The organism is Erythrobacter sp. S57(2025), from assembly GCF_057365055.1.
Genome location: NZ_CP200299.1, coordinates 2,377,841 through 2,402,159, shown reverse-complemented (window position 1 = coordinate 2,402,159; position 24,319 = coordinate 2,377,841). Strand labels below are relative to the sequence as shown.

Annotated in this window: 13 protein-coding genes; 8 read left to right on the top strand and 5 right to left on the bottom strand. The window is 56.2% G+C overall.

Annotated features, from left to right (window positions below):
- The first annotated feature begins 83 nt into the window (after positions 1-83).
- Entirely contained in the window at positions 84-2,642 is a 2,559-nt protein-coding gene (locus AC0V6N_RS11395; protein WP_486171667.1) for a TonB-dependent receptor, read from the top strand.
- 73 nt (positions 2,643-2,715) lie between these two features.
- Here the strand turns inward: AC0V6N_RS11395 and AC0V6N_RS11390 are convergent, their stop codons facing one another.
- Both AC0V6N_RS11390 and AC0V6N_RS11385 read right to left on the bottom strand, forming a co-directional pair.
- A complete protein-coding gene (locus AC0V6N_RS11390) occupies positions 2,716-3,879 on the bottom strand; it encodes an acyl-CoA dehydrogenase family protein (protein WP_486171666.1) in 1,164 nt (387 codons plus the stop codon).
- Positions 3,880-3,948: 69 nt separating this feature from the next.
- Entirely contained in the window at positions 3,949-4,755 is an 807-nt protein-coding gene (locus tag AC0V6N_RS11385) for a crotonase/enoyl-CoA hydratase family protein (RefSeq protein WP_486171665.1), read from the bottom strand.
- A gap of 71 nt (positions 4,756-4,826) precedes the next feature.
- Between AC0V6N_RS11385 and AC0V6N_RS11380 the strand changes: the two genes are divergently transcribed.
- The 4 genes from AC0V6N_RS11380 to AC0V6N_RS11365 all read left to right on the top strand — a co-directional run bounded on the left by AC0V6N_RS11380 (position 4,827) and on the right by AC0V6N_RS11365 (position 9,398).
- Complete coding sequence (locus AC0V6N_RS11380; protein WP_486171664.1) at positions 4,827-6,095, top strand: acetyl-CoA C-acetyltransferase; 1,269 nt, start codon at positions 4,827-4,829, stop codon at positions 6,093-6,095.
- Between the two features lies 1 nt (position 6,096).
- On the top strand, positions 6,097-7,620 hold the full coding sequence (locus tag AC0V6N_RS11375) for an acetyl-CoA acetyltransferase (RefSeq protein WP_486171663.1): 1,524 nt from the start codon (positions 6,097-6,099) through the stop codon (positions 7,618-7,620).
- Positions 7,621-7,716: 96 nt separating this feature from the next.
- On the top strand, positions 7,717-8,832 hold the full coding sequence (gene hppD, locus AC0V6N_RS11370; protein ID WP_486171662.1) for a 4-hydroxyphenylpyruvate dioxygenase: 1,116 nt from the start codon (positions 7,717-7,719) through the stop codon (positions 8,830-8,832).
- Positions 8,829-9,398: a VOC family protein gene (locus AC0V6N_RS11365; protein ID WP_486171661.1), complete on the top strand. Its 570-nt coding sequence runs from the start codon at positions 8,829-8,831 to the stop codon at positions 9,396-9,398. Before hppD ends, AC0V6N_RS11365 begins: the two co-directional genes overlap by 4 nt.
- 80 nt (positions 9,399-9,478) lie before the next feature.
- Here AC0V6N_RS11365 and AC0V6N_RS11360 read toward each other — a convergent pair whose 3' ends face one another.
- Complete coding sequence (locus AC0V6N_RS11360) at positions 9,479-12,772, bottom strand: TonB-dependent receptor domain-containing protein (RefSeq protein WP_486171660.1); 3,294 nt, start codon at positions 12,770-12,772, stop codon at positions 9,479-9,481.
- Positions 12,773-13,021: 249 nt separating this feature from the next.
- On the opposite strand from AC0V6N_RS11360, the gene AC0V6N_RS11355 reads away from it, so the two are divergent.
- The 3 genes from AC0V6N_RS11355 (at position 13,022) to AC0V6N_RS11345 (ending at position 20,086) form a co-directional block, all read left to right on the top strand.
- The gene (locus tag AC0V6N_RS11355; protein ID WP_486171659.1) at positions 13,022-15,664 is read left to right on the top strand and encodes a M14 family metallopeptidase; all 2,643 of its coding nucleotides are present in this window, start codon (positions 13,022-13,024) and stop codon (positions 15,662-15,664) included.
- A 223-nt stretch (positions 15,665-15,887) separates the two neighbouring features.
- Complete coding sequence (locus AC0V6N_RS11350) at positions 15,888-19,703, top strand: CheR family methyltransferase (protein ID WP_486171658.1); 3,816 nt, start codon at positions 15,888-15,890, stop codon at positions 19,701-19,703.
- On the top strand, positions 19,700-20,086 hold the full coding sequence (locus AC0V6N_RS11345; protein WP_486171657.1) for a response regulator: 387 nt from the start codon (positions 19,700-19,702) through the stop codon (positions 20,084-20,086). Before AC0V6N_RS11350 ends, AC0V6N_RS11345 begins: the two co-directional genes overlap by 4 nt.
- Here AC0V6N_RS11345 and AC0V6N_RS11340 read toward each other — a convergent pair.
- Both AC0V6N_RS11340 and AC0V6N_RS11335 read right to left on the bottom strand, forming a co-directional pair.
- On the bottom strand, positions 20,083-22,173 hold the full coding sequence (locus AC0V6N_RS11340) for an alpha-glucosidase (RefSeq protein ID WP_486171656.1): 2,091 nt from the start codon (positions 22,171-22,173) through the stop codon (positions 20,083-20,085). The two genes, AC0V6N_RS11345 and AC0V6N_RS11340, sit on opposite strands and share 4 nt — an antisense overlap.
- A gap of 44 nt (positions 22,174-22,217) precedes the next feature.
- A complete protein-coding gene (locus AC0V6N_RS11335) occupies positions 22,218-24,302 on the bottom strand; it encodes a glycoside hydrolase family 97 protein (protein WP_486171655.1) in 2,085 nt (694 codons plus the stop codon).
- Positions 24,303-24,319: the final 17 nt, after the last annotated feature.

The following is a 24,319-nucleotide window of genomic DNA, read 5'->3' as shown; positions in this document are numbered from 1 at the left end:
GCAGCGCCAAAACCACTGATAGTCTCTGAAATCGGAGAGACGCCTTGGTCATATTGACCGGGCGGTAAGTGGAGAGGAAAAACATGACACGTAAGCTTACAGCTTATGCTGCAGGTCTCATGGCCTGTAGTTCGTTTACAATGCCAGCATTTGCGCAGGACAATGATCAGCTCGCCGCCCCTGATGAGGATGATGGCGTAATCATCGTGACCGCGACACGCCGTGCGCAGGATGTTCAGGATATTCCAATCGCCGTTACGGCTGTGACCCCTGACCAGCTCGACAAGCAAGGCGTGGTCAACGTCCAGAACATTACGCAGGTTAGCCCAAGCTTCTCGACTTCAAACGCGCAGATTGCTTCAGGCTCTGTTGTTTTGCGTATTCGCGGTGTTGGTACGACATCGAACAATATTGGCTTTGAAAGTGCGGTCGGTATCTTCGTTGACGGAGCGTATCAGTCGCGTCCCGGCGTCGCTCTGGGTGAATTCGTCGATATTGAGCGCGTTGAGGTTCTTCGCGGGCCACAAGGTACGTTGTTCGGGCGAAACACTTCGGCTGGCGCATTGAACATTACAACCAATCGGCCTGACCTGAACGAGTTCGGCGGCTTTGCCAACGCGACCTATGGCAATTTTGATCTGATCAATGTGCAAGGCGCGATTAACGCACCGATCGTTGAGGATACGTTGGCTGTCCGCTTAACGGGTGCTTATCGTAACCGTGATGGCTATGTTGATGTCATCGATGGCACTGGCACCAAAATTGGCGAGTCCAATACGATCGACCAATTCCTTATTCGTGGCCAGCTTGGCTATGAAAGCGAAGGCGGTATTCGGGGTCGGTTGATATTCGACTACACCGAAAGCGAAAACCAGTGCTGTGCTGCGCTCGAAGTTCTCGCGAACACCGGCTTTGAAGCGGCTGTCGAAGGAGTAGGCGGCCCGTCGCGTGCCGGGATGGCAACACCTCTGCCGGCGACGACACCATTTGATGTGGGCGCCGCGCAGCGTGCCGTCGATGGTCTTACTGCGACTGCTAGCCGACTGCCGCTCTCCAATGCTGAGCAATGGGGCGTAACCGGTGAGCTGGAATTCCCAATTGGCGACAATGCTGATCTGATCTTCATCGGTTCGTATCGCGACTTCTCCTCAAGCGAGAATTACGATTTAAGCTTCTCTGGGCTTGATGTGTTTGATGTGGATCGTCTTGATACTGACATTGAGACCTTTACCGCAGAATTGCGATTGCAAGGTGATGCGGTCGATGGCCGGTTTAACTGGTTGGTTGGCGCATACTATTCTGATGAGCAGATCAATGCGGAAATCGATTTCAGCCTTGGTGATGACTACGACTTGCAGATTGCCGGTCTTTTTGGTGGCGCATTTGGGCCTGCGCCGATTGGTTTGCTCACTGGCGCAATCAGCGGCACGCCCATCAGCCCTGCGGGCACGACTGCTACAAACGTGTACGCGCAAAGCAGCGAGAGCTGGTCAATCTTTACGCACAATTCTTTCGATATCACCGATAGCCTCACGCTCACTCTGGGCCTGCGCTATTCTGATGAATCAAAGACCGGTGGTTTTCAGCAGACCGCCAGCAATAACCCAGCCTGTTTGACCCTGCTCGGCGGTGTTCCGACAATCGCCGGTATTGCGGGCGCAGCGAATGTGGGCAGTGTGCTTGGAACAGGCTGCTTTGCCTTTACCGCGCCAGCCATTGGATCAGATGCGATTGCATTCCCGCTTCCGCGTCCTTTCGAAGTACCGTTTAGCGACAGTGAACTGATCTACACCGGTAAAGTAACCTATCAGTTCGCCGCGCCGATTACGGCCTATGCGAGCTTTACGCATGGCTACAAATCAGGCGGTATCAACCTTGATATTACAGCCAATGCGGGCGGGGCTGATCCAACCTTCTTGTCTGAAGAAGTGGATGCCTACGAAATCGGTGTGAAAGGCAAATTCCTCGATGATGCGGTCACGATTAACATGGCGGCCTTTATCGAAGAGTTCTCCAACTTCCAGGTCCTTGAGTTTACAGGGGCGCAGTTCACGACGTTCAACGTGAACGCTGCAAAGTCATCCGGTTTTGAATTGGAATCGGTGATCCGGCCTGATCAAAATCTGACCTTCAATCTGGGTCTGACTTACACTGATGCGCGTTATCCAGGGAACTGCGACGGCGGTATTCCGAACGCGAACGTGACGTCCTTGTGCGGAAACTCGCTCACCAATGCTCCACAACTCGTGGCTATCGCTGGTGCGAACTATGACAAGGACATTGGGGATAGTCTTCGCGGCTTCCTGTCCGCTCAGATCCGCACTGAGAGTGATCGTCGTACCTCAACTCAAGCCACAGTGGTGCCGAGTGCGGCTGCTATTGAAGCGGCTGGCAGCATCCAAGCCGCTGTGGATGCTGCACCGCTGGTTGCCTTCGACGTCCAGGATGGCAACACCAAGATCAACCTTCGGGCTGGTATCGGTGCGCAGGACGAAAGCTGGACACTCGAAGTATGGGGTGTGAACGTCACTGACGTCGTGACGCGCGGCGTTACGTTCAACACTGTGCTTCGCGGATCATCACGCTCTGCATTTGCGCAGGAGCCAGCGACCTATGGTGTGACACTTCGCACCAAGTTCTGATCTAACGGGTCAGACACAAAAAAGGCGGCTCGGGAAACCGGGCCGCCTTTTTGTTTGGGATTGAATTTGGTGCTTACATGGACCTTGCGATCAGCATCTTCATGACTTCGTTTGAGCCACCAAAGATCCGCGTAATACGTGCGTCGCGATACATTTTCGCGATGGGGTATTCGTTGATGTAGCCAGCACCGCCGTGGAGCTGCAAGCATTTGTCGACCACTTCGCCCTGCAATTCGGTGCACCAATATTTGGCCATCGAAGCGGTCGCGACGTCAAGCTCGCCTTTGAGCAATCGTGCGATGCAATCATTGACGAATACGCGCGCCGCAGTGCCACGCGCTTTCAAGTCAGCAAGCACAAACTGCGTATTTTGGAAGTCCCAGATCGTTTGGCCAAAAGCCTTGCGCGATTTCACATATTCGATCGTCGTATCGAGTGCTTTCTCGATCCCCGTGCAGGCGCCCATAGCAATCACAAGGCGTTCCTGAGGAAGCTCACCCATCAGCTGGTAAAAGCCTTTGCCTTCGACCCCGCCAAGGACATTTTCAGCAGGCACAAAGACATTGTCGAAGAACAGCTCAGATGTATCGGCAGCGTCCATCCCGATCTTGTCGAGCTTCTTGCCGCGCTGAAACCCATCTGCGCCTTCTGTTTCGAGCAGCATCAGGGAAATACCCTTGGCGCGCTCATTGGGATCGGTCTTGGCGACCACGACGATGAAGTCTGCAGTCTGGCCGTTTGAAATATAGGTCTTTGACCCATTGATCCGGTAGCCATTGCCGTCTTTCAGCGCGGTTGTGGTGATTGATTGCAAGTCAGAACCAACCCCTGGCTCGGTCATGGCAATCGCGCTCACCAATTCGCCCGTCACGAGCTTCGGCAGATATTTCTGTTTCTGCTCTTCGGTGCCGTGACGCACAAGATAGGGGAGAATGATGGTGTTGTGCAGGGACGCTGCAAAGCCATCGACTTCGTGCTTTGACTGCTGATCAAGGACAACCATGTCGTGGCGGAAGTCGCCGCCATGTCCGCCATATTCGGTAGGCACGGAGACGCCGAGCAAGCCAGCGGCTCCCGCTTCGTTCCAGAACTCACGCTCTACCTGTCCATTGTCGCGCCAGGATTGGACGCGTTTTTCAGGGGCGTGTTGCTGGTAAAATTTGCCCACGGCATCCGCAAAGATCGCAATCTCTTCCTCTTCCATGAATGCAGGCTGTGGCACGTCAATGACGGGCATGTCTCTCTCCTCTTTGATCCCAAAAGTTACGCGGGCACGCCCCGTCTGGAGGCGCGCCCTCGCATCAAATTACTTGCCCTTCCAATTGGGCGCGCGCTTTTCAGCAAAGGCAGCTGCGCCTTCGCGGGCGTCTTCGGACACGAAGACCGGCGCGATCAGCTTGCCCTGATTGGTGTAGCGATCCTCCATCGCCCATCCGCGCGATTCTTTGATGATCTGCTTGGACACGCGCACGGCGAGCGGGCCGTTTGCGGCGATCTTGGCGGCAAGCGCCTTTGCACCATCAAGCGCCGAACCATCGGTGACGGTGTTGATCAGGCCCAGCTCATAGGCGCGGTTTGAATCGATGAAATCACCAGTGAGTGCGAGTTCCATCGCGATCCGCTCAGGAATTTGGTCTGGCAGCATCATGACGCCGCCCGCTGCTGCGACAAGGCCGCGCTTGGCTTCCGGAATACCGAATTTCGCGCCCGAATGGGCAACGACAAGGTCACACGCGATCATCAGCTCAAGCCCGCCTGCAAGCGCGTATCCCTCGACAGCTGCGATCAATGGTTTGGCAGGGGGAGCCTGAACCACACCGCCAAAGCCACGTCCTTCGACACTTGGGCTCTCACCGCGCAGGAAGCCTTTGAGGTCCATGCCAGAGCAGAATGTGCCGCCTGCTCCAGTAAGGATGCCAACGCGCAGATCGTCTTCAGCATCGAGGCGGTCCATTGCGGCTGCGATTGCTTCGGACGCAGCCTTGGTCATCGCGTTTTTTGCTTCGGGACGGTTGATGGTGACGACCAGAACGCCGTTATCGACTTCGGTCAGGACTTCTTGCGTGTCGGACAATGCTCTCACTCCCAATTGACATTTTAAATTGAAACTCATTCCTTGTGTATGGAGTGCAGGCGGTTTACGGAAACGTCAACTGGATTCTAGAGAGATTTGGAGAGAACATCATGGGCGAAGCTTACATCATCGACGCAGTGCGCACCCCGCGTGGGATTGGCAAGCAGGGCAAGGGCGCTCTGGCAGAGCAGCACCCGCAGCATCTGGCCGCGACTGTTCTTAAAGCGATTGCCGAGCGCAACTCGCTTGATACCTCGACCGTTGATGATGTGATCTGGTCGGTCTCCACTCAGGACGGCATGCAAGCGGGCGACCTTGGCCGGATGGCTGCGCTTGATGCGGGCTATGACATTACCTCTTCCGGCACCACGCTCGACCGTTTCTGCGGCGGTGGGATCACTTCGGTGAACTTGGCGGCAGCACAAGTCATGAGCGGCATGGAAGACTGTGTTGTCGCAGGTGGCACCGAGATGATGAGCCTGACCGCGGCCATGTCGAAAGAGAAGATGCAAGCGGGTCTTAAGCCGCCAATGATGGGCAGCTACAATGACCGCCTGCAAAAAGTGCACCCGCAATCACACCAAGGGATTTGCGGTGACGCCATCGCTACTATTGAAGGCTTCACCCGTGAAGAGCTGGATGAGGTGGGCTACCGCTCGCAACAGCGCGCGGCAGAAGCGATCAGCGAAGGGCGCTTTGACAAATCCGTCGTGCCAGTAACGCTCGACGATGGCACTGTGGTCCTAGACCGCGAGGAATATCCGCGTCCGCAAACGACATTGGAAGGGTTGGGCCAGCTTGATCCGGCCTTCACCAAGATCGCTGACGTTCCACTGGATGCCAATGGCACGACATTCCGGGGCCTCATCAACCAAAAGTACCCCGATGTAGAAATTCAGCACTTCCACCATGCTGGTAACTCTTCGGGCGTGGTCGATGGCGCAGCAGCCGTTCTGGTTTGCTCGAAGGAATATGCCGAGAAGCATGGTCTGAAGCCGCGCGCGCGCATCGTTGCAACCGCCAATATGGGCGACGATCCAACCTTGATGCTGAACGCTCCAGTGCCAGCAGCGAAGAAGGTTCTCGAGAAAGCCAAGATGAGCATCGACGATATCGACCTGTTCGAGATCAACGAGGCTTTCGCGGTTGTAGCGGCGAAGTTCGTGCGTGATCTCGAGCTTGATTGGGACAAGGTCAATGTAAATGGCGGCTCTATTGCGTTGGGCCACCCTATCGGTGCGACGGGCTCAATCTTGATCGGCACCGTCATAGACGAACTTGAACGCCGCGACCTCAAAACCGGTCTTGTGACCATGTGTGCAGCGGGCGGCATGGCGCCCGCTATCATTGTGGAGCGCGTGGACGGCTTCGTTGACTGAAGTGGCTGACAACACTCCGGTAATTATCGGGGTAGGGCAGTATTCGGAACGTGTGGGAGAGCCCGGCTATCAGGCGCTCTCCTACATGGACCTTGGCGGGCGTGCGCTGAGCGCGGCGATTGAAAATACGGGCGCCAACGGATCGGTCTCGGGCGCTATTGATGCTCTCGCTGCTATTCGCGCCTTTGAGATGTCGCGTCCTGACCGCGCGCCTCCCTTCGGCGGGTCAAACAATGTGCCGCGCAGCTTTGCCAAGCGTGTCGGTGCAAACCCCGAGCGCGCAATCCTTTCAACCACCGGCGGTCAGTACAATCAAAAGCTCGTCGGCGAATTTGCTGCCGACATTGCGGCTGGTCGCAGCCAGTGCACGGCGATTGTCGGGTCTGAGGCGATCTCAACCGTTTTGGCGCTGTCAGCCAAAGGTGAAAAGCCTGATTGGTCGGAAGAGGTTGAAGGTGACCTTGAAGATCGCGGTTTTGGACTAGACGGGATGCTTGAACCAGCGCTTTTCGCGCACGGCGCAACAGGCGCAATCCCGCTCTATGCGATTGCCGAGAATGCACGCCGGGCGAAGCTGAGCAAGGGACTGGACGAGTATCGCCGCGATATTGGCGAGCTGTTTGCGCCCTTCACCAAGATTGCCGCGAGCAACCCGCATGCAGCCGCTCCCAAAGAGCGCAGTGCTGAGGAATTGGCGACCATCACCGATCGCAATCGGATCGTGGCAGAACCCTATGCGCGCATGACCGTCGCCCGTGATCAAGTGAACCAAGCCGCAGCGATCATCATTGCAAGCGCTGGCAAGGCCCGCGAACTGGGTGTGCCAGAGGAGAAGTGGGTGCATATCCACGCTGTGACTTCAGCCACCGAACTCGAGTTGTCGGAGCGGCCGGACCTTTCCGCCAATCCCGCCTCGATTGCGTCAGTAGAGAGCGCTCTGGAAATCGCGGGCAAGGGCATGGCCGATATGGCCCACCTCGATTTCTACAGCTGCTTTGCAATCCCCGTTTTCAACCAATGCGACCACTTTGGTCTCGCGATAAACGACCAGCGCGGATTGACGCTCACAGGCGGCTTGCCCTTCTTTGGAGGCGCCGGAAACAATTACTCCGCCCATGCAATTTGTGAGGCAGTGGAGCGTTTAAGAGACGAGCGCGGCTCCTATGCTTTGGTCGGCGCGAACGGCGGCTGGATGAGCAAATATGCGACCGGCATCTATTCCACCGAGCCTGCGCATTGGTCAGGCGCAGATCGCTATGCCGAGGTCCCCAAAGCAACCAACGGCGTGGCGCGCGCCAAAGGTGCCTTCGATAGCGCGACGGTTGAAAGTTACACGATCAACCACACCAAGAAGGGCAAAGATGCGGTCTTTATTGGCCGTAATTCTGACGGTGAGCGGGTGGTTGGCAATGCTGACCTGTCGGATGAAGCCACTCGCGCGGCTTTTGAGGGCGGCGAACCCTTTGGCCTTAGACTGACAGTCACGCAGGATGATCGTGGCCGCAGCATAGGTCGCCTCGCTTAATAGAAGCTAGTTTGGTGCGAATGGCCTTTGACAAATTCGCTCATCTCGCGTATTTAGTTTCAAACGTAACTATATTGAAACATTCCGAGGCACCTCATGACGATGCATCCTGGCGACTTGTTCGAAAATCCAGCTGGCCTTGATGGCTTTGAATTCGTTGAATTCTGCGCGCCTGAAAAAGGCGTATTGGAACCCGTCTTCGAAGCGATGGGTTTCACCCGCGTTGCCAAGCACCGCTCGAAAGACGTGCATCTGTGGCGTCAGGGCGGGATCAACCTGATCGCCAATTACGAGCCGCGCTCTGCTGCTTGGTACTTCGCACGCGAACACGGCCCCAGCGCTTGCGGCATGGCTTTCCGGGTGCGCGATGCGGCCAAAGCCTATGATCACCTACTTGAAGCAGGCGCAGAGCCTGTCGCCAATGAACCCGGCCCAATGGAGCTTAGCATTCCGGCAATCCGCGGCATTGGCGGGGCGATCCTGTATTTGGTTGATCGCTATGCGGGTGCAGAGGACAAGAGCCTTACGATCTACGACATCGATTTTGACTATTTGCCCGATGTCGATCCCTATCCCGAAGGCGCCGGCTTCCACACGATCGATCACCTCACCCACAATGTCTACACAGGCCGGATGAAGTATTGGGCGGACTATTACGAGACGCTCTTCAACTTCCGCGAAATCCGCTTTTTTGACATCAAAGGCGAATATACTGGCCTGACGTCAAAGGCGCTTACCGCGCCTGACGGCAAGATCCGCATTCCGCTCAATGAAGAGGGAGAAGGCGGCAAGGGCCAGATTGAGGAATTCCTGCGCGAGTTCAACGGCGAAGGGATTCAGCACATTGCTCTGATCTGCGAAGATTTGGTGGCGTGCTGGGACCGCCTGAAAGAGTTTGGCGTTCCGTTTATGACCGCGCCGCCTGCGACCTATTACGAGATGCTTTCAGAGCGTCTGCCGGGTCACGGTGAGAACGAAGACGAGCTGAAAATGCGCGGCATTCTGTTAGATGGCACCACCGAAGGCGGTGAACCACGCCTGCTGCTGCAAATCTTTGCCGAAGCGCAAGTTGGTCCTGTATTCTTCGAGTTTATCCAGCGCAAAGGCGATGATGGCTTTGGCGAAGGCAACTTCAAAGCGCTGTTTGAAAGCATTGAGCGCGATCAGATTTCGCGCGGCGTGCTGGACGTTGAGAAAGAGCCTGCCGAATGAGTTCGACCACCACCACACCAGCCCTCGCCGGCGTCCACCACGTGGCCTATCGCTGCAAGGACGCAAAAGAGACGGTCGAGTGGTATGGCCGAGTGCTTGGCATGGAATACACCACAGCCTTTGCTGAAGATCACGTGCCGTCGACGGGCGATTATGACCCTTACATGCACGTCTTCTTGGATGCGGGGAATGGAAATATTCTGGCGTTTTTTGAGCTTCCCAATCAACCCGATATGGGCCGCGATGAAAACACACCTGCATGGGTCCAGCACTTGGCTTTTCGCGTGGCTTCCGAAGAGCAGTTGCTCAGCGCCAAAGCGCATATTGAGGCGCAAGGGATCGATGTGCTTGGCCCGACCCATCACGGCATTTTCAAATCGATCTACTTCTTCGATCCCAATGGCCACCGGGTCGAGCTTGCCGCTGATATCGGCACGGACGATCAATATGCCGAGCTAAAGCGCGTTGCGCCCGCAATGCTGGATGAATGGTCTGAGACAAAGACAGCGCCGCGACATGCTGACTGGCTGCACGCCATTGCGCGCGAGGAGCATGACAAGGCCTGATTTGGTCTCTCAGGCTGCGATACAAAAAGGGCCGCGAAGCATGACGCTTCGCGGCCCTTTTGTTCAGGCTTTCGCCGTTCTTACATCGTCAGCGTCGCGCCGAGGAAGAACAGGGTGCCAACCGGGCTAACCGGGAAGGCCTGTTCTGTCAGGAACGGGTTGCGGTTGAAGATATTGTTCACACCGCCATAGACATTGATCATATCGGTCGCCTCGAAGGTGAACGAGATGTTGTGAATGAATGCATCACTGGTGAGACCGTTCGCGGTTGAGAACGTGTCTGAGCCCGTGTCGCCAACTTCCTCAATCTCAACGGCACGCAGACCTTGCGAGTCCAGGTAGGTGGTCGCCCATGTGAGGCTGAAGTTATTGTATGCTGCTGTCAGAGAGGCATTACCAGCCCATTCAGGACGCTGGAGCTCACCAAGCTCAGGATCGACCAGTGTTGGATCGCTTGGATCGAAGAAGTCATCCAGTTTGTCGACCCAGGTGCCCGCTGCGTTGAAGGTGAAGTCCAAAGGCCCCACATCAAAGCGGTACTGCATCGTTGCTTCGATACCGGCGGTTTCCCGGCGGGCGAAGTTGACCGAGGTCTGACGCAGGAAGCTGAAGCCGCCTGTTGCACCGCTACGATCTACCAGACCGCAGAAATCGTTCACGATACTGGCTGAATCGACGCAATTGTCGACAATATCCTGCGCGCTCACTGCGTTGATCGCAGATTCAAGCTCGATATTGTAATAGTCGACAGTGAGTACAAAGCCCGGAAGGAAACGCGGCGTGATTTGCGCACCCACAGTCCAGGTTGTTGCCTCTTCTTCTTCAAGCAAGCGGTTGCCGCTGATTGAGCCGGAGAACCGAGCGGTCAGCGGATCCACATAAGAGTATGTGCCTGTACCCAATGTCGGATCAAACCCAAGTGAAGCAAAGATAGCTTCACAGTTTGCCTGACGCAGAGCCGGATCGGCAGCAGTCACAAGGTTACCCGCATCACACGGATCAACCGGGCGGAAGAACGCACCTTGAGCTGGGTTGAACAGCTCATTGATGTTTGGTGCGCGGATCGCCTTTGCATACGTGCCACGGAACAAGATGTCCTCTACCGGTGCCCAGAGACCCGATACGTTCCATGTGAAGGTATCGCCAACCGTTGAGTAGCTTGCGAAACGACCAGCAGCCGAAAGTTCAAGCGTTTCAGCAAATGGTACGCCTGCCAGGATCGGCAAACGCGTTTCTGCAAAGATATCATAGACGCTGAATTGGCCTCCTGCATTGGAGGTCGACGTTGCAGGGTCAAATACCAGCGAGTTCTGCACGCCGCCCGTCGCGTCGCCGATAAATTGGCCAGCGGTGGCATCGGGAGTGGTCACTGGCACGATACCAAGCACGAGTGGATCAAAGCGAGAGATCGACTCCTCTTCGCGGTATTCAAAACCGAACGCATAGCCAACAGGGCCACCCGGCAGCTCAAGGAACGCGCCAGTGTTACCAGTGAAGGTCGCGCTGAAGACAAGCTGTTCAAGCTGGAATTCGTTCACGACCGTGGTGGTGATGAAGTCGATCGCTTCCTGACTGATCGCGCCAACCCCGCCAAGGACGTTTGCTGGACGGCATGAGCCGTCGCCTGGGTTGAAGCTGAAGAAGCCAGGGTTACCTGCGGGAATACCAAATGGCGTTGTCGCGGGGGCCGTTGGGTCAATGTCTGAACGGCAGATCGGGTTGCCTGCTGCATCGGTTGTTGCGTCGATTGCGGCGAAGAACCGGTCCGTGATGACGCGGTTTGCGTCATTCGTGGTTTGGTAGAATTTGCCGTAATTGGCGGCGACTTCGTATGAGAAGTAGTCTGAGATATCACCGCGAACGCCGCCGACGAAACGATAGGTTTCAAACTCGTTTCGGTTGCGGTTTGGACCAAGGTCAGCTGGGTCACGCGTGAGATATAGACCTTCGTCAGTGCCATTGCCGAAAAACAGCGGAGCAACGAATTCTTGCAAATCGGGCGTGATAAACGGGTTGTCAGCACGAATGGTCAAAAGGTCATAGAATGTGTTCGGCTGGGCCTGAAACTCAGCAGTGTTCGAGACATATTTGCCTTCGAAGAACAACGTGGCCGACGGTGAAATTTCATAGGTCAAATTGGCATTGACCGACCAGCGCTCTGTTTCCGGGATCAGCGAGTTCACATCAAAGTTGTTTTGGATGCCGTCGCCGCCGAATTGATTGAATAGGCCAGTAACCTGACCGTCCTGATAGACTGACACTGTGCCATCGGGATTGATGACAGCACAACCGCCAGCGAGACCGAAAGCGCCTGCGTTAAACGTGCTGTTAAAGCCAACCGCAGATTCCAAGCAATCAGGAGTGCCATTGCCATTGATGTCCGGGCCATCGCTAAGACCGATGTCACCAGGGGCAACGATGCCTCCAGCTGAAGATAGCGAGAAGCGTGGATCGCCAGCGATGAAGCGGCGAGGGGCGTTGACTGAACGATCAATCAGAGCCTGCTCAGCCGCCGTTGGTGTGAAGCCGGTCGTATCTGTTGGGATCAGACCGCCCAAAACCGCTCCATTGGCGATGAAGTTTGGCGTATCTGTCGCGTTCAATTCACCCGTCTGCAAACGCAGAGCTGGGTTTGCTTGATCGTCGAACAAGCCATTGTTGCGCGAAAAGCCGCGATCACCGAACTGAAGTTCGTCACCGCGTGCATATTCTGCGGATACGACGAAGTTGCCTCGGCCATCCGCGAAATTCGTGCCCCAGGTGAGGTCAGCATTGACGCGGAAGCCATCGCCCTCTGACGAAATGCCTGATTGAACGTTTGCTTGGAGACCTTCGAAATCATCCTTGAGCACAAAGTTCACAACACCTGTCACAGCGTCAGCACCGTAAATCGACGATGCGCCGCCGGTCAGCGTTTCAACGCGCTCAATCAAAGCGGTTGGAATAGAGTTGATGTCCACCGCTTGCGCACCGGCAACGCCCGATACGTGGCGGCGGCCATTGACCAGAACCAGTGTACGGTTTGATCCCAGACCGCGCAGGTTCAGGATTGACTGGCCTACAGCTTGAGAGAAGATGCCGTCGATTGAGCCTTCGGAGGTGGTCGAGGTTGAAAGCGCTGGAACGTCGCGCAGCACGTCCACAACGTCAGGTGTACCTGCTTGGGTCAGCTGCTCTGAATCAAGCGAAAGAACCGGAGCAGGGGCCCCAATGTTAGGGTCGCGGGCAATGCGCGAGCCGACGACTACGATAGCTTCGCCTTCTTGGGCATCAGTCGTATCTGCATCTGGGGCTTCTTGCGCGTGAGCTGCAAAAGGCATTGCACTGGCAGCTGCAAGCAACAGCGCTGTGCGTGAAATTGTGAGAGGTTTCATGGCTTTCCCTTTATTCTTGGGGTGGGCGGCACTTTTGTGCGACGCAACAAGGTCGACAAGGAGCGGAAAAGTGTCAAGCTTGCGCGCCTTGGATTCTAACGAAATGCAGTGATGCGTGGCAATTTTGTTACGCAGCTTTGCACGCTTTTGCGCGCTGATGCTGATTGTTTGTTATTGGCATGCTTGACCAAGCGGCTCGATTGCGGGAATTGTTGCGATATCTCTCCTCTTCAAGGTTTCTTGAAATTTATGACCCTCACACGCCTTCTTCCGGCCCGCGTCGCGATCATCTGTGTTGCATTGCTGGCGAGCATTGCCGCCTTTGCTTCTGCAGCCTCAGCGCAGTCCTTCATCGACGGTGAGTTCGACCCGTCCATCCCCACTTTGACCCAAGTGGTGGGGCACGCTCCAGGCGAACGGATCACGTCCACTGATGAGACGACGCGTTATCTGGAAGTTTTGGTTGAGGCCGCGCCAGACAGAGTGCGCATGGTTGAATATGCGACGAGTTGGGAAGGGCGCCCGCTGCACTATTTGATCTTCACTTCGCCAAGCAACATGGCGGGGCTCGATGCAATTCAGGCCGACCTTGCCAATGTTGCCGCAGGACGGGCGAGCAATGGTTCGGCGCTTCCTGTGACGTGGCTTGCCTATTCGGTGCATGGCAATGAAATCTCGTCGACAGATGCAGCCTTGATGATGGCGTATCACCTGCTCGCAGCGCAGGGCGATGCACGGGTTGATCAGATATTGTCAGAGACAATCGTGGTGCTCGATCCGGTGCAAAACCCCGATGGTCGCGCACGTTTCGTCAATCACTTTCGCGGTGCAGTTGGCATTGATCCTTCGGGTGATCGCCAAGCGGCAGAGCATGACGAAACCTGGCCGAGCGGCCGCGTTAATCACTACATGTTTGACCTCAACCGCGACTGGTTCACACTGAGTCAGCCAGAGACGCGCGGTAAAGTCGCCGCGGTCCGGGAATGGAACCCGGTCGTGGTGGTCGATGTGCATGAAATGGGCGGAGACGAAACCTACTTCTTCTCGCCAGCGGCTGAGCCGATTAACCCGAACATTACCGCCGCACAGCGCCGCGCCTATGCCATTATCGGGCGCAACAACGCCTCTTATTTCGATGCCATGGGTGAGCCGTACTTTACGCGTGAAGTCTACGACCTGTTTTATCCCGGCTATGGCGACACATGGAACGCGCATCAGGGCGCAATTGGCAGCACGTATGAGCAAGGATCGGCACGCGGGCTCGTTTGGGAACGGCGCGATGGAACCACGCTCACTTATGCCGAGACGGTCCGCAATCACTTTGTCGCCAGCCTCTCCACAGCAGAGGCCGTGGCGCAAAATGCTGACCGGTTCTTGAGCGATTTTGCGAGTTACCGTGCAGACAACGCCAATGGAGCAGCCGGGCGCGGGGCCTACTTGATCGACCTTTCCTCGCGTCGTTGGAATGCAGAGAGCCTTGGCCGCAGACTGGCTGCGCAAGGGATCGAAGTGCGCCGCCGCGATGGTGCGGTTAGCGCGTGTGGTCGCAATTACACGCAAGGCTACCTTGCCGTCCCGCAAGCGCAGCCTGCAGCCCGCCTTGTGCGCAGCTTGCTCGATCGTGATACGCAATTGCCGCGTGACTTTATCACTGAGCAGGAGCGCCGGCGTTCAGAAGACTTGCCGCATGAATTGTATGATGTGACCGCCTGGTCGGTTGGACTGATGTCAGGTGTTGATGTGAGCCTTTGTGCGAGCTCAGTCGGTGGGCAAGCTTTGGCAGCAACGACGCCCATCGCACCCAAAGCTTCCGGGTCTGGGGACTTCGCCATCGCCGTGCCGTGGACCGATAGCGGGCAGGCGCGCCTAGTCGCTTTGGCTTTGCGTGAAGGGATCGTAGGCCGCTCCACTGACGAGGCTTTCACTAAGGATGGCCAAACCTATTCGCGCGGCACGGTGATCTTCGCCGCGGGAGACAACGAACCCGATCAGATGGCTCGCCTGTCAGAGCTCGCTCGCGAGATCGGTGCTGAAACGGTCGCTTTTTCTGACAGCTGGGTCGAAGATGGCCCTAATCTGGGTAGTGAAGCCTTTGTGAGGCTCGCTAACCCCAAGATTGCGATTGCATGGGATGAGGGCATTTCTCAATTGAGCGCAGGGGCGATGCGCTACGTGCTTGAGCGGCGCCTAGGCGTTCCCGTGACACCGATCCGTACGCATCGTTTCGCCCGGGCGGACCTGTCCGATTATGATGTTGTGGTCGTCCCATCGGGATCGCCGCGCAGCAATCTGGGATCAAGCGGTGTCGCCAATTTGCGCGGCTTTGTTGAACGCGGCGGCGTGCTGGTCACGGTGGGTGGCAGCCTCGCTACCTTTGCTGGCGGCGACAATCCGCTTTTGACGACCCAGCGCGAAGCCGCCTTGGGCCGTGAACCCTCTGCCGGCGGCGACGGAGGCGAAGGCTTGGCAGAAGCGAGCGAAATCGCGAGCGAGGAGGAATATCGCGAGGCAATCGCCGATCAAGGCGCGTTGCCAGACACGCTCCCCGGAGCATTGCTGAACACCGTTGCGGACCGCGAGCATTTCCTTTCAGCGGGATACGATCAGGGCGCGGTGGTGTTGGCGACAGGTTCGCGGATTTACACTCCGCTGGACCGCGCTGATGGCATCAATGTTCTGCGTTTTGCCGATGCTCAAGACCTGATCGCAAGCGGCTATGTCTGGAATGAGAACCGCCGTCAGCTGGCGTTTAAGCCTTATCTGATGGCGCAGCCGACAGGGCGGGGTATGACGATTGCGTTCGCGCATGATCCTGCGACCCGCGCCTACCTTGATGGCTTGGACTTGCTGCTGGCTAACGCTGTTTTAATCGCGCCTTCGCGGGTGCGGTAGGGAACGAATATCTGAATTTAGCTTAGGCTTTTCTGTCCGTTAACCAGTGCGCAAAAGACGATATTGCTCGATTCATCTCAGTCAAATCCACAGTGAAAATGCCTTTTACTTGTGAAATGCAAGACGTGCTTGTGTATTCGTTCGGAAAAAACTAGGCGTTAACCATAAGTATTCTGCGAAACATCGCTAACTTTTTGTCTGAACACGGGGGCGTGGCTACGCAATGGATGAGGAAGCCTGCGAAGAATCTCTTGGGCCACCTCAGCTCGAATTCCCTGTTATCGGCATTGGCGCATCCGCCGGCGGTCTAGAAGCCGTCACCACAATGTTCGAGAATGCTGAACAACTGACCGGGATGGCATTCGTTCTGGTGATGCATCTTGACCCTGATCACGAAAGCATGATGGCCGAATTGTTATCCAATCGGACCAGGGTGCCCGTTCGTCAGATTGCTGACGGAGACGAGATCGAGGTTGATTGTCTGCACGTCATTCCGCCGGGATCGAGTTTGCGGATCGAAAAGAGCCGGTTTCGTCTGGAGCCATTTGAAGAGCCGCGTGGTCTCAGAAGGCCGATCGACAGCTTCCTTTCATCGCTGGCGCATGCGCAAGGTGATCGCGCGGCTGCAGTAATCCTTTCAGGCACCGGGGGCGATGGGACCGCGGGAATGCGCGTTGTCAAAAACTTTGGCGGTATTTGCGCTGTGCAATCACCAGAAGAGGCGCGCTATGACGGCATGCCTTATTCGGCAATATCGACCAAGATCGTCGATTTCACGCTGCCCGTTGCTCAAATCATTGAACGATTATCAGCCTATTTCGAAGGGGCGTTTGATCCTTCGCTTTTTGCCAATGACAATATCATTGAGCAATCGCTTAGAGAGATTTGCGGCCTGTTGAAGCGCAATTCAGGCGTCGATTTTGCGGGCTACAAAGAAGCGACCTTGCTGCGCCGTTTGAACCGGCGTTTGCATCTGCTCGATATTGAGGATGTCGGGCAATATCTTAAGCTTCTTGAACAGAACGAAGAAGAGCAGCACGCGCTCGTGCGTGAATTCCTGATCAATGTCACAAGCTTTTTTCGCGAGCGCGAAGTGTTTGAGGTGGTGCGCCGGACGATCCTGACCCCGTTGATTGAGAGCAAATCGCCAACTGAAGAATTGCGGATATGGGTCCCTGCCTGTTCCAGCGGGCAGGAAGCTTACACAATAGCAATGCTGGTGGATCAGACTTGTGAGGAGCTGGGCAAACGCCCTTTGATCAGGATATTTGCAACCGACATTGACGAAGGGATGATCGAAACGGCGCGAAGAGGCAGATATCCCGCCAGCGCAGTCAATGATGTTCCAGAATATCTGCAGCAATCTTATCTAACGGCAATGGATGACCGGTTCGAGGTCAATATCCGCATTCGTGAGATGATCCGCTTCTCCGTTCACGACATCATTCAGGACCCACCGTTTTCAAAGCTCGATTTCATCTCGTGCCGCAACCTTTTGATCTATTTTAAGGATGCGCTGCAATCCGAGATATTCTCTCTGTTGCATTTCAGTTTGCGTGAGCAGGGGCACCTGCTTCTGGGCACTTCTGAAAGCACCAAACACGCTGACCGATTGTTCTTTGAGCTGGATAAATCGAGCAGGCTCTACAAGCGCAATGATGAAGCCAAGCGCCGCCAGATAAAGCTGCCCATGATCATTGGGTCACCCGGTCGATCCGTAGTCAGCGATGATCGGCGTATGGCAAAGGAGCTTGATTTTCCGCGCCATGCCTCGTTCGACCCGTCGAACAAGCGCATCTATGAAACATACGGCCCGCCGTTCTTACGCATATCGAAGGATGGACGCGTGGTCGATGCGTCGGGCGATCTGGCGCTGTTTTTGAAAGGCGCGCCGCTTGGCGGGAGCACGCTGGATGAACTTGCGCGCGAAAGAGTGAACGAAATCGGCACGCCATTGGTCACAGATGCGTTCAAAACGGGCGTGCGCTGCGCGGTAAAGGATGTTGAGGTCGTCACGCCCTTTGGCAACCAGAACACTGATTTCATCGCTGACCCGATGGATGACGATACGGTGTGTCTGATTTTCGTCGCCAAGGACCGATTGAAGCCAATGGTCGACGAATACGAAGTCGCCCCCGTCTCTCAGGATCGCCGCATCTCCGACCTCCAATCCGAGGTTCAAAACCTGCGACAAAGGTTGCGCGCAACCGTTGAGGAGATCGAAACTGCGAATGAGGAGCTTAAGACATCAAACGAAGAGATGATGTCGATGAATGAAGAGCTCCAGTCAGCCAATGAAGAGCTCACCACGGCCAATGATGAACTAAAGCACAAGATTGACGAGTTGATCTTTGCCAATGCCGACTTGGATAACCTGTTGCAATCAGCTGATTTGTCGATGGTTGTGCTGGATAAGGAAATGCGCATTCGGCATCTCTCGGATGCGGCGCGCGGGACTTTGCCGTTAAAGCGGTCCGACGAAGGCCGGATGATTTCCGAGTTTGATCTGCGGCTGGGCGATTATGAGTTGGTCGCGCGAATTCGCGATGTAATCGAGACCGGGATGCCGGTCTACGAAACGGTCGAAACCAAAGGGCAGCGCCATAGCCTGCTCTTGCGCATCACACCGTACATCTTTGCAGATGGCACCGCGCGGGGCGTCACCTTGTCATTTGTGGACATTACGAAAGAGGTGGCACTGAGGCATGAGTTGACGGCTGAGACGGAGAAACTGCGCGCTGCGATGCGGATGTCTCGCATGGGCTTTTGGCACACCGATCTTGAACACGGGACGATGGAGGTTGACCAAGTCGCTGCCGAAATGATCGGGCTTGGCGAAGCCGGTGTCTATGGGCGTGACGCGTTTCTGGGTGTCTTGTCGCAAGAGGACGCGGACCAGCACCGAAAGCTGCGCGATGACAAGATTGCGAAGGGCGAAGACTACGACCAGATTGTGCGGGTCAAACTACCGGGCGCACCCGAGCGCTGGCTTCAGATCAACTCAAACCCTTACGAAACTGCCGAAGGACACCAAAAGGTCGCCGGCGTTGGATTGGATGTGACAGAGATCATCCAGCTGCAAAAGCGGGTCGAAGAAGAGGCAGAGAGGCTCCATTTCGCGCTGGAAACAGCTGACATCGGTGTCGCAGAATTGAGCGTGGTCGATGATGCGGTCAAAGTGGATGACGTGCTCGTCAAGCAGTTCGGGCTTAAGCAGTCCGGCGTCATCACACACGCGCAAATGATGCAGAACTTTGTCGAAAGCGATGTGTCCCACGTGAAAGCCGCGCTAACCAAAGCGATTGAGGATGGGGCGGAATATGAGTTTGATTTTCGGGTCGATGTAAGGGGCGAGCCCTTGCGCTGGTTCCGCATGAGAGGGCGCCCGCATATCGCAGTTGATGGGACTCAATCGATCATAGGTCATACGATTGATGTTACCGCCAACCATCAACAGCAAATGCTAGTCGCGGAGATGAGCCACCGCGTCAAAAACCTGTTTGCTGTGATCGCAGGGCTGGTGTCGATGGCGCCAAAAAACCATCCCGAGACCGAAGAAATGGCGCGCACTTTGCTGCACCGTATTGTCGCGCTGGGCACTGTTTATGACCTTGCGCGCAAGAAGTCCTCTTCCACTGCGCTGTCGCTCGAAGCGATGTTGGCCTCAATTGTTGAGGCGCATGTCACACAGCAATCGATCAGACTTAAGGGCCCTGATGTCGAAGTTGCTCCAAACGTACTGAACACGCTGACATTGGTCCTGCACGAATTGACGACCAACGCCGCGAAATACGGCGCCTTGGCTGTCCCGGATGGGAAGTTGAACGTGAAATGGTCAAAAACCGATGAGGGGCAGACCAAGATCGTCTGGAAGGAAAATGTGCCGAATTTCTCAAAGCCCAAGGACCACAAAGGTTTTGGCTCGACGTTAATCCTGGCCGGTGTTGAGCAATTGCGCGGTGAGTTGAAGCGCAAGTTCACGAAATCAGGCGCGAAAGTTCAACTCACAGTGAGCCTTACACAGGAAGACTTTGGATGACCGGCGGGGCCGTGAAGCAGTTGGCAGACCTCAAGATCCTTGTCGTCGAGGATGAGATTTTCATCGCTAAAACGATTGAGCAGATATTCGCCGATCATGGCGCACGCGAGGTTCATGTTGCGACCCTTTTGCGCAAAGCCGAAGCTATGGTCGAAGGGGAGGACTACAACGCAGTCATCCTCGATCTAAGGCTGCCAGATGGCGAGGCGGCAGAGCTTGGCCAGCTTTTGCTTGAGAAGAATGTGCCGCTGGTGATCCATTCAGGCCATGCTAGCAATGACAATGAAGAACGGTTTCCCGGCGCAATCTATTGCCCAAAGCCGTCCACGCCAGAGCGGCTGATTAACTCAGTCTTGAAAGCCCGCGCCAGGTTTCAAGCTTAGCCAGCATCTGCCCATTGCTTGAACCATGCGAGGTGCGATTGCGCGGCGCTTTGGAAGGTTGGCGCAAACTCGCTGCTTTGGCGGTAGAAGGCAGGAGGTAGTCCCTGCGGTGCGCTGGTTTGTTGCCAGCCATCGCCAGCCACGCTCCCGGTCCATAAATCGATCCACCGCGCATTGTCTGGGACGAACACGCGCCTGCTGCTTGCTCCTTCCTCTAAAACCGGCGCAATCAGCAAATCCGGCCCGTAGAAATACTGGTCCTGTATGGCGCGCGCCTCTGGCGCATCACAATGCAAGAACATCGCGCGTTGCATCGGCAGGCCTTGCTCGCCAACGGCGCGGCTCACCGCCTTGGAATAAGAGAGCAATGTGGCATGCAACCGGGTCATTGCGGCGAAATGGTCAAGCACGCGCGCATCGCCATCCACCTGTAAATTGTCATCAGGACGATTGCCTTCATGGCTGCGCATATAGGGCGTGAAGGCGGCCATCTCTGCCCAGCGCATGATCAGTTCGGCGCTGCGCACATTGCCGTGCAGGCTGGTGTAGCCGCCAATGTCGCTATGCGAATGCCCATTGCCCACCAGCCCTGCAGAAAGCGCAGCGGTGAGGGCGGTGCCGATGCCATCGTGACGCGAGAAATCCACACTTTGATCGCCTGCCCAGATCAGCGGGGCGTGCTGAGGAAGCCCGCTGCAGCCTGAGCGCATGAAAAACACCGTATCGTCTTCTCGCCCTGCAAGCCGGATCGCCTCGGCATTCACCTGCGCCCACAAAACCGGCCATTCATTGTGCATGATCGCAGCATCACTGCCGTCGAACAGTTTTGCGTCGGTAGGGAGGTACTCGCCAAAATCCGCCATCCACCCTGACATGCCCAGCGCCAGCATCTCTTCAATAATGATACGGCGGGCAAACCAGCGGCGCGCATCTGGATTGGTGAGGTCAATCAGAGCGCATTCAAACTCGCCAAAATCGACGATGTAAACGTCGCCATTGTCAGTGCGCCTGACGAAGAAATCGCGTGTCGCAGCCTCGCTATAAAGCGTCCCGTCAACGCACAAATAGGGGTTCACATAGCCAAGGAAGCGAATGCCGCGTGCTCTCAATTGGGCGATCTTGTCTTTGAGGGCGGGGTAGCGATCATTGTCCACTCGCCAATCCCAAAACAAGCGTCTGCCAAAACTCGTTTCGCGCAGACCCACCCAATCTTCGCACCAGATGCCTGTCACCTGCGCTCCGGCAGCGATGATTTTATCGAGCCGCGCAAAACCCGCCTCACCCTGCTTCAGCCCAATCGTTGCGCCTTCGAGCGCCCAATCCGGCAAGGCGGATTGTGGTCCGAACCGCGCGGAAAGCTGGCTGACCAGATCGGCTGAGCTCTCCCCCCAGAACAGCTCAATCCGCTCTGGAATGTCCCAGAATGTGAGCGCGTGTGTTTGCAGGTCGCCAAAGTCGAACTCAGCATAGGCGCAGCTATCGACATGGACGGCATAGTGCTTGGAGGAAAGGAAGGTGGGCTGCGGATAGCCGGTGGTCCAATAATCGCCGCCAGCGCCGCCTTCTTCGTCCATCTTTTGCGTGAGCCATGATGATTTGTCGCGGCCGACGCCGGGCTCGGAGGCCCAAATGGGAAAGCTGCGTCCGCGCAAATTGAGATAGGAATATTGCATCCCGCATCCCCAAACCGCTTCGTCCGGATCGGCGAGAAATTTGATCTGGAACTGGGTTGCCTTCGCGTGGTGGGCTTCGAATGTGAGGGCGTTGGGGCTGACACGCATGGTGAGCGCTGGCTGGTTGGTGGACGCTTCGTGAAACTTGATCTGTGCCTCACCGCTGGGCGTCTGCGCGATACGATTCAAGCCGAGCGGAATCGCAGTCGTTTCCCCCTTTGAGATGGCGAAATTGCCGCGCCGCATCGCGAAACCGACCTCGCCTATAGCAAGCGCGATGCACGGATCCGCCTGGGTATGGCGCAGCAGGCACGCTCCATCTGGCGCAATGACTTCAAACCCGTCCGTGGTTTCGAGAACGCGCATTTGGCTCCGGCAAAGTGGCTGGCGATTGGCTACGATGCCGCCAGCCATATGGCACGCCTATCAAATGCGCCATGCCCGTATTTGCCGAGGCTTTATTTCTCCACGAACCGAACCGCGAGGCCACCTGATGACGCGAGCATTGCATCCAATGCGTCGGCGCTGGTCACGGTGACTTCCTCAATCACCATCTCATAAGGGGCGGTGTCCCAATGCGCGTCAGCACCATCGCGGTAGATCTGTGCGGTGTAGGTCTTGCCGTCGTCTAGGAAGGTAAGCGGGATCGAAAGCTCGCGCGGCTCTGCATCGGTCACAGCGCCCAGGAACCACTCACCGCTTGCGCGACCCTTTCGAGCGATGGCGACATATTCGCCAACTTCACCCAGCAATGCGACGCTTTCTTCCCAGTCCGCCTCGACATCTTTGATGAATTGAAAAGCGGAGAGGTTGGCCTCGTAATTCTCCGGCAGGTCAGCGGCCATCTGCAGCGGCGAATAGAGCACCACATACAGCGCCAACTGCTTGGCGAGCGTTGTTTGCGGACGGTTTGACGGATCGCCGCGCTGCATGTCTTCGCGAACCGGTGGTCGCTCATTGGGGCGCAGGTCAAAGATACCGGGCGTGAAATCCATCGGCCCTGACAGCATGCGGGTATAGGCGAGGATGGAAATGTGCTCGGGCGGATTGGGCGGTGTGCCCCATGCGTTAAACTCCATGCCGCGCGCGCCCTCACGCGTCATCCAATTCGGGTACGTCCGGCGCAGGCCCGTATCTTTGACCGGCTCATGCGCGTTGATGGAAATCTGGTGCTGGGCAGCAGCCTCGACCACGCGCAGGTGATGATCGACCATGAACTGGCTGTCATGCCATTCATATTGCCGCACGCCGTTGTCATCATAACGGACAATATCGCCCGCATCGGCAACGTAGCCAGTCTTCACCTCGCGCACGCCGTTTTCGGCATAGAGCGCGAAGGCGTCCTCCATTTGCGCTTCGTAATTGGCGACATTGCCTGATGTTTCGTGGTGGCCGATGATCCGTACGCCCCGTTCGTCTGCATAGGTGCTCAACATTGCTAGGTCGAAATCGGGATAGGCCTGCGTAAAGTTAAACAATTCGCCATTGTTGAACCAGTCGCCATCCCAGCCAATGTTCCAGCCCTCGACCAGAACGCCTGCAAAGCCATGTTCGGCGGCGAAGTCGATATAGCGTTTCACATCTTCATTGTTGGCGCCGTGAATGCCATCATTGCCCCAGGTGCGCTCGCGAATATGCATCGCCCACCAGATGCCGATATACTTACCCGGTTCGACCCAGCTCACATCGCCCATCGCGTTGGGCTCATTAAGGTTGAGGATGATGTCTGAATTGATCAGGCCCACTGCGTCAGGCGCGATCTGAACGGTGCGCCACGGGCTTTTGAAAGGAGCGGACGTGTGCACCTTGATCCCGTCAGAGCCCGCACGCAGCTGCGCTTCAAAGCTACCCGGACGCAAGGCCAACAGCGACATGCCGGAATAGTCTACCAAAGCCGCCTCGTGGATGCTGATATGCAGGCCATTCTCATCGCCATTCTTTTGCCGGAAAGTGACAGGCGTGTGCGCGTCATCAACTTCGCCCGCTTGGCCGGTGCGATAGATGTATTCGTAGCGGTTAAATTGGCGGCTGGGCGTCCACCATGCATCGGCATCGCCGCCAATGTTGAACTGGGTCAGCTCATCGGTGATACGGATATCGCCTGACAGCGCGTCTTGTTCTGGCAGCTCATAGCGAAAGCCAAAGCCTGTATCGAACACGCGGAACCGCACGATCATGCGCCGCTCTGGTCCAGTGGTGGAGACGAACGTCACGGCCATCTCTTGATGATGGTCGCGCACTTCGCGGCGTTCACCCCATGGCTGCTCCCAAGTCGAATTGACCCGGTTGCGGGTGTAGCCCTCGATTTTGAGCTCAGCTTCAAAGCCGTGGTGATCGGCAAACAACAGGCCAAGGCGCGCGGGTTCCATCACCACTTCGCCATCAAAATGCACGGTGTAGGTTGCTTGTCCGCCTTCGTCAGAGACGTTCACCCAAATCCTGCCATCAGGTGAAATTTCCTGCGCAGTTTCTGCGCGAAGCGGCATCGCAGCGGCAAAAGCCAAAGCCACAAACGAAAGCACCATCATCCCAAAGCGCGGCATTTCTCTCTCTCCCAGAC